Genomic DNA, 6,435 nt, shown 5'->3' on the forward strand with positions numbered 1-6,435 from the left:
CGCGTCGCGGGCGCTCGCGTGCCGACAGACGCGCTGCTCGGCCCCGTGGGGGCGCTCCTCCGCGCGGCGGGGCTGCTCCCCCGACTCCTCCCGCTCGTCGCCGGGGCGCTCGCGGTCGGACTCCGCCGACTCCCGGGGCTGGCGGCCGAAACCGACGCGGTCGTGGGGCGGGCGCGAACCCGCCCCGGCCGCTCGCTCGCCCGCGGGGTCGCCGCCGCCCTCGTCGCGGGTCTCGCCTTCGCGCTGGCGGCGGTGTCGGGGGTGGGAACCCCGCTGGTCGGTCTCGCGCTCCCGGCCTGTGGGGCGGCCGCGCTCTGCTCGCTGGCGGCCGGGCTGGCGGCCGGCGGCGAGACGCTCGCGGCGCGGTTCGCCGTCGAGTCGGCCGGCGCCGTCCCGCTGGCCGCGGCGCTCGCGCTCCTCGCGGCGCTCCCGACCGTCGGCCCGCCAGTGGCCGTCGGACTCGCGCTCTGGGGTGCGGGCGCGCTGGTCGGAGGAACAACGCTCAAACGGCTCCATCCGGGAGGTGGGGTATGGACGTAGTCGCGGAGGTCGTCGGCGAGGACACCCACTCGCTGTCGCTCGCCGACGGCGCGACGTACGCCGACCTCTGCCGGGCGGTCGGCTACTCCCCCCACGAGGTGACCGTCCTCGTCGGGGAGACGCCCGTCCCCGAGGACCGCCCGGTCGACGCCGAGCGGGTGCGGGTGCTCCGGCTGATCAAGGGGGGGTGAGCCGGCGTGGGGAGCGACGACGGACACGTCGTCCGCGAGGCGGCGTCCGACGACGAACTCGCGGTTCGTCGGCTGCTCGACGGCGCGCTGCTCGAACGCCCCGAGGACCTCCCCGCGCGTATCGGCGCGGGCGACGTGCTGGTGAGCGTGAACCCGAGCGAGCGGGAGGCCGAGGGAACCGTGACGGGCGCGCTCGTCCTCGACGGGAGCCGCGTCGCGGCGGTTGCGGTGCGGCGGCGGCGGCGCGGCCGGGGCGTCGGGAGCGCGCTGGTCCGCGCCGCGGCGGCGCGGGTCGACGACCACCTGACCGCGGAGTTCCGCGCCGACGTGCGGCCGTTCTACGAGTCGCTCGGGTTCGAGATCCGGCGGACCGACGACGACCGGCTACGCGGACGACTCGGGTAGCCGCTTCCGCAACACGGTCGCGGAGTCGGCGTAATTCAAGGTGGAGCCTCCGGCCTCAACGAACGACCGAAGCGTAGCAAAGGGAGCGAGTAGGCCGGAGAGGAAACCGACACGGTACGACGCAATCGGCATACTCCGACCGACCGACTCCCATATCATCAAGTACCGTCGGGTACTCTCTGAAGTATGGACGTGCGTCGAACTGCCGTCGTGAAACTCGTCGTTTCCGACGAGCAACGCGACGCACTCCACCGAACCGCCGGGCAATACCTGTACTGTGCGAACCGAACCGCCGACTACTGTTGGTCCGACACCTCCTACACCGAGTGTAAGACCAACAAACGGCAGGTTCGAGATGCCCTCTACGCCGAACTTCGAGAGGAGACGGAGTTACCGGCACAACTCGTCCAAGCTGCCATCAAATGCGCCGTCGAAGCCGTCAAAGGCGTTGTCGAACGCTGGAAGAAGGGACAGCGCGTCTCTTGCCCCACGTTCACCGCCGAAACGATGGACTACGACACACGAAGCGCGACCTTCTACCGCAACAAGGTGTCGCTGGCAACTGTCGAGGGGCGTGTCGAACCGTCGTTCATCCTCCCGGCAGACAGCCCGACGCCCTACGAACGGTACGTTCTCTCCGAGAATTACGAGTTCCGCGAGAGTACGGTTCGGTACGACGCGGTGGACGACGAGTTCTACATCCATATCTCGACTCGGCGAATAGACGGCGACGACGCAGAGGTTCCGGCAGATACCGGGCACCCCGACCAAACGGTCCTCGGTATCGACCTCGGCGTCAACAGTCTCGCCGTCTCATCGACTGGCACGTTCTGGCAGGGAGACGATTACGACCACTGGTGCCGCGAGTTCGAGAAGCGACGCAGTGAAATGCAACAGCGCGGCACGCAAGCCGCGCACAACGCTCTTCTTCGCCTCGGGAAGCGCGAAGAAGCATGGCGGAAACAGTACATCCACACCGTCGCCAACGAACTCGTCACGGAAGCCGTCGAACACGACTGTGACGTTATCGCGTTCGAGGACTTGACCGATATACGCGAGCGCCTTCCGCAGGCGAAGTGGCACCACGTCTGGGCGTTCCGATGCCTCTACGAATACGTCTCCTACAAGGCCCCTGAACAAGGAGTTTCCGTGGAGCAAGTCGAGCCGAACCACACGTCCCAACGCTGTTCTCGGACGGACTGCGGGTTCACACACGAGGATAACCGCCACGGAGAACACTTCGAGTGCCAGAAGTGCGGGTACACAGTGAACGCGGACTACAACGGCGCGAAGAACATCGGGTTACGGTACGCCCGAAAGCGAACACACAGACTCCGTTCCTCGCCCAAGTCGGGGAGCGGAGACGCAGAAGTAGACCTGCGTATAAATGGTGGGACGTTGAACGGCAAGAGTCACCGGCCTATTGCCGGAGGCTGATTGCCGGGAGTCCACATCAAAGCCCCACCCTCCAGGACCGAGGTGCGTAGCGCCCAGGGAGTAGGGTGGGGTAGTTTACACCAGTGGCTCGACCAGTTCGCGGCCGTCGTCGAGGATGGCCTGCGAGCGCCCTTCACTCCCCGACTCGGCGTACACGCGCATCTTCGGCTCCGTCCCGCTGGGGCGGACGAGCAGCCACGACCCGTCTTCTAACAGGAGTTTGAACCCGTCGACGGTGACCACGTCGGCGACGCCCTCGCCGGCCACCTCGTCGGGGATGTGGTCGGCGAGTTCCTCGATGACGCGCTCCTTCTCGGAGTCGGGGCAGTCGACGCTGACCTTGTCGGCGACGATCCGGCCGTGCTCCTCCTCCAGTCGGCTCACCCGGTCGTCGTACGACTCGTCGGCCTCGGCGGCGGCCGCGAGCAGGGCCATGAGGACGCCGTCCTTCTCGCGGACGTGCCCGCGGACGGAGAAGCCGCCCGACTCCTCGCCGCCCATCAGCGCGTCGTGTTCGCCCATCGCCTCCGCGACCCACTTGAACCCGACCGCGGTCTCGAACACGTCCTCGTCGTGTGCCTCCGCGATCCGGTCGATCAGGAACGTGGTCGAGACGGTGCGGACCGCCGGTCCCGAGTCGACCTCCAGTCGCGCGTCGTACGTCGCCGCGAAGAAGAGGTTCTCGTCGAGGAAGCCGCGCTCGGGCGTCACGACCGCGAGCCGGTCGGAGTCGCCGTCGTTGGCGATACCGAGGTCGGCGTCGCCGTGGCCGACGCGTTCGACCAGTCGTTCGAGGTTCTCGGCGCTCGGCTCGGGCGACCCGCCGCCGAACTCGTCGTCCTGCTCACAGCGGAGGCGGACCACCTCCGCGCCCGCCGATTCGAGCAGCGCGTCGGTGACGCCGCGGCCGCTGCCGTGCATCGCGTCGTACGCGACGGTCAGCCCCGAGAGGTCGGGCGCGCCGTCGGACCCCGAGGCGACCAGCCTGCGCGCGTGGTTGGCGTGCGAGCCGACGAGGTCCGCGCGGGTCACCGCGCCCGCCTCGTCGGCGTCGAGTTCCGGCTCGCGGAGGTTCGCCTCGATGCGTTCGGTCACCTCGGGTAGCGCGGGCGCGCCGTCGTCGGGGATGAACTTCACGCCGTTGTACTCGGGCGGGTTGTGCGACGCGGTCACCATCAGCGCGCCCGCGGCGTCGCGGTCGACCACCGCGTATGCGGCCACGGGCGTCGGGCAGTCGCGCTCGGGGAGTACCGCGTCGAAGCCGTTGCCCGCGAGCACCTCAGCGAGCGACTCCGCGAACCCCTCGCTGGTCGGGCGGGCGTCGTAACCGACGACCACCTCGTCGCCCGCGCCGTCGCGTTCGGCGGCCAGGTAGTCGGCGACCGCCTGTCCGACGACCCGCACCCGGTCGTCGGTGAACTCGTCGAGCGTCGCGCGCCAGCCGTCGGTTCCGAACGCGATGGCGTCGGTGTCCATACCGGAGCGTCGGCGGGTGGCGGCAAAAAGCCGATGCCGGCCGTCGCTCCCCCGAGCGCCCGCGGCCCGCACGCCCCGCCCGGCGCCGACGCGGCCGGACCGCTCCGACCGTCTCGACCGCCCCGACCGCCGATATCGTGGCGCTTTTCGCCGCTCGCCGCGGAGCGGGTCCAATGACAGCGCCCCCTCGCGTCGTCGCCGTCTGCGGCTCCCGTCGTGACGGGAGCTACACACGGGCGATGCTCCGCTACGCGCTCGATGCGGCCGTCGACTACGGTGCGGACCCCGACTACATCGACCTCGGCGACCCCGACGTCGACGCGCCGCTGTACCACCCGGACGTCGACCCCGACGAGGCGGGCGATGTCGCCGACCTGCTCGAACGGATGCGCGCGGCCGACGGCGTGCTCCTCGGGTCGCCCGTCTACCACAGTTCCTACTCCTCGGCGTTCCGGAGCTTCCACGACTGGTGTAGCTTCGACGAGTACGACGACACGGTCGTCGGCCTGTTCGCCTCCGCCGGCGGCGGGTCGTACGCGGAGACGCTCGACCACATGCGCACCACCGTCCGCGGCGTCCACGGCTGGACCGCCCCGCTCCAGGTCGGTATCCGGGGCGCGCGGAACAAGTTCGAGGAGCGCGACGAGCCGGGAACCGGCATCGGCGGCGACGCGCGCTACGAGTTCGTCGACGACGGCCTCCGCGAGCGAACGGAGAAACTCGGCCGGCGTATCGCCCACTACGCGGCGAACAAAGAGGAGTTCCTCGACGTCCCCGAGTGAGACGCCGGCGGGCTCACGCTTTCGGACCGCCCACGAACCGGCGGACGCAGCGGAGGAGGGTCCCGACCCCGAACGCGACGGCGCCGAGCAACACCGCCAGCGGCACCCACGCCTCCCACGCGCCGTGCCCGCCGAACGAGAGCGGGAGCGCAGGGGGAGCGGGCCGGTCGAGGTAGTACCACCAGTAGTACGTCAGCCGACCCGCGACGGGGAGTACCACGAGGGCCACGCTGACCGCGAGGCCGCCGTCGTCGTACGCCCACCACGCCGCCAGCCCGAACCCGACGACGAGGCCCGGCTCCACGACCGCACCGACGGCGAGCGGCAGCAGCGAGACGACCAGTACGACCGCGAACAGCCCCGCCGCGACGGTGACTCCCCGCACCGACCGGTCCCGGTCGGCGCCGACGAGGAGGGTCGGGAAGTCGGTCCGCACGGTCGCTCCTCGCGCCGGGAACGGGTTGTATCCTCCCCCGACGCCCGCCGCGCTCGCCGACCGGCCGCCACCTCGGTGACGGGGTCACCGACTGTGTTCGTCCCCGTCGTCGTCCGCGTCGCCGTCGGCCACCAGCCGCTCCTTGTCCGCGCGCGAGAGCTGTTTGACCGCGTACTCCCGGCTCATCGCCGCCGACTTCGAGTCGAACGACTCCGTGTGCACCAGGCGAACGGGCGTCCGGCCGCGGGTGTACTTCGCTCCCTCGCCCGCGTCGTGTTCGGCGACGCGCCGCTGGACGTCGGTGGTGTAGCCGGTGTAGAAGCTCCCGTCGGCGCACTCGACGACGTAGACGTGGTGTCGATGGCCCACGGGCGGAGTGAGCAACGACGGACGAAGAACCCTGCGGCGACCGGACGCGGGCGTGGCGCGTCCGAAATAACTGCGGTGTGGTGCCGCAACCCCCGCCGGTCGGCCCGAGCGGGGAGGTGTGTGTGGTGGCCGTTGCGGCGTGTGAGGTGGTCACACAGCGATTCAGTCGTCTGCGCGGGTCCGCTCTCGCGCCGCTTCGGCGATTCCCGCGTTCGCGGAGCACGACGGGCAGGCGTTGAGCCTCCCGTGCTCGTCGCTGAAAACGCGGGCGAAGCGGTCGGATATGTGCGACCCGCAGTGGTCGCAGCGTGGCATGGTCGACCGGCATCCACCGCTGCCGGCGTGCCCGAGTACGACACACGCACACATATACCCTGTTGCTGTTCTCCCGATGCCAGAACCGACGCGTTCGGGCCGCACGGGCCGGACGGCTCACCGACCGGGACGGCTCACCGGTCGGGTCGGCTCGCGCGCGCGGCGGCGACCCGTCGGGCGATCAGCGCGGCCTGCGCGCCCGCGACGAACCCCGCGTCGACGTTCACCGTCGACAGTACCGTACACGACTGGAGCGCGCCCAACAGCGCCGCGATCCCGCCGGCACCCGCGCCGTACCCCGACGAGACGGGGAGCGCGACCACGGGCGCGTCGAGCAGGCCCGCGACGACGGTGGGGAGCGCCCCCTCGCGGCCGGCGGCGACGACGACGGCGTCCGCCCCGTCGAACTCGTCGGCCGCGTCGAGCACGCGGTCGATGTTCGCCACGCCCACGTCCTCGTGGACGCTCACGCGCGGGCCGGCCG

The 6,435-nt window shown here is 70.7% G+C and carries 9 protein-coding genes and 1 pseudogene; 5 read left to right on the plus strand and 5 right to left on the minus strand.

The annotated features are described in order from the left end of the window. From K933_RS05825 to K933_RS05840, 4 genes and pseudogenes are all read left to right on the plus strand, one after another. Positions 1-540 (plus strand): annotated as a pseudogene (locus K933_RS05825) (hypothetical protein); the annotation flags it as partial. After that, entirely contained in the window at positions 531-731 is a 201-nt protein-coding gene (gene samp2 / locus K933_RS05830) for a ubiquitin-like small modifier protein SAMP2 (protein ID WP_023393768.1), read from the plus strand. The pseudogene K933_RS05825 and the gene samp2, both read left to right, overlap by 10 nt. A 6-nt stretch (positions 732-737) precedes the next feature. After that, on the plus strand, positions 738-1,136 hold the full coding sequence (locus tag K933_RS05835; RefSeq protein WP_023393769.1) for a GNAT family N-acetyltransferase: 399 nt from the start codon (positions 738-740) through the stop codon (positions 1,134-1,136). A 186-nt stretch (positions 1,137-1,322) separates the two neighbouring features. After that, positions 1,323-2,573, plus strand: coding sequence for an RNA-guided endonuclease InsQ/TnpB family protein (locus K933_RS05840; protein WP_023393770.1), 1,251 nt, complete (start codon positions 1,323-1,325; stop codon positions 2,571-2,573). Between the two features lie 75 nt (positions 2,574-2,648). On the opposite strand, the gene K933_RS05845 is transcribed toward K933_RS05840, so the two are convergent. Then, complete coding sequence (locus K933_RS05845) at positions 2,649-4,049, minus strand: phosphoglucomutase/phosphomannomutase family protein (RefSeq protein ID WP_023393771.1); 1,401 nt, start codon at positions 4,047-4,049, stop codon at positions 2,649-2,651. Positions 4,050-4,222: 173 nt separating this feature from the next. Here K933_RS05845 and K933_RS05850 point away from each other — a divergent pair, with 173 nt between their 5' ends. Continuing rightward, positions 4,223-4,831, plus strand: a complete 609-nt coding sequence (locus K933_RS05850) for an NADPH-dependent FMN reductase (protein ID WP_049947648.1) — start codon at positions 4,223-4,225, stop codon at positions 4,829-4,831. Positions 4,832-4,844: 13 nt separating this feature from the next. Here the strand turns inward: K933_RS05850 and K933_RS05855 are convergent, their stop codons facing one another. The 4 genes from K933_RS05855 to K933_RS05865 form a co-directional block, all read right to left on the minus strand. After that, entirely contained in the window at positions 4,845-5,267 is a 423-nt protein-coding gene (locus tag K933_RS05855) for a hypothetical protein (protein ID WP_023393773.1), read from the minus strand. Positions 5,268-5,351: 84 nt separating this feature from the next. Next, positions 5,352-5,636: a GIY-YIG nuclease family protein gene (locus K933_RS05860; RefSeq protein ID WP_023393774.1), complete on the minus strand. Its 285-nt coding sequence runs from the start codon at positions 5,634-5,636 to the stop codon at positions 5,352-5,354. Between the two features lie 162 nt (positions 5,637-5,798). Further along, complete coding sequence (locus K933_RS19545) at positions 5,799-5,951, minus strand: DUF7563 family protein (RefSeq protein ID WP_449240084.1); 153 nt, start codon at positions 5,949-5,951, stop codon at positions 5,799-5,801. 134 nt (positions 5,952-6,085) lie between these two features. After that, positions 6,086-6,435, minus strand: a 350-nt coding sequence (locus K933_RS05865) for an AIR carboxylase family protein (protein WP_023393775.1), incomplete at its 5' end; no start/stop codon positions are given.

The sequence above is a fragment of the Candidatus Halobonum tyrrellensis G22 genome (assembly GCF_000495475.1).
GTDB lineage: Archaea > Halobacteriota > Halobacteria > Halobacteriales > Haloferacaceae > Halobonum > Halobonum tyrrellense.

Bases quoted from the DNA above. Each gene is read 5' to 3' on its own strand.
- K933_RS05840 (WP_023393770.1), top strand. From the start codon at position 1,323: ATGGACGTGCGTCGAACTGCCGTCGTGAAACTCGTCGTTTCCGACGAG.
- K933_RS05845 (WP_023393771.1), bottom strand. From the start codon at position 4,049: ATGGACACCGACGCCATCGCGTTCGGAACCGACGGCTGGCGCGCGACG.
- K933_RS19545 (WP_449240084.1), bottom strand. From the start codon at position 5,951: ATGCCACGCTGCGACCACTGCGGGTCGCACATATCCGACCGCTTCGCC.
- samp2 (WP_023393768.1), top strand. From the start codon at position 531: ATGGACGTAGTCGCGGAGGTCGTCGGCGAGGACACCCACTCGCTGTCG.
- K933_RS05850 (WP_049947648.1), top strand. From the start codon at position 4,223: ATGACAGCGCCCCCTCGCGTCGTCGCCGTCTGCGGCTCCCGTCGTGAC.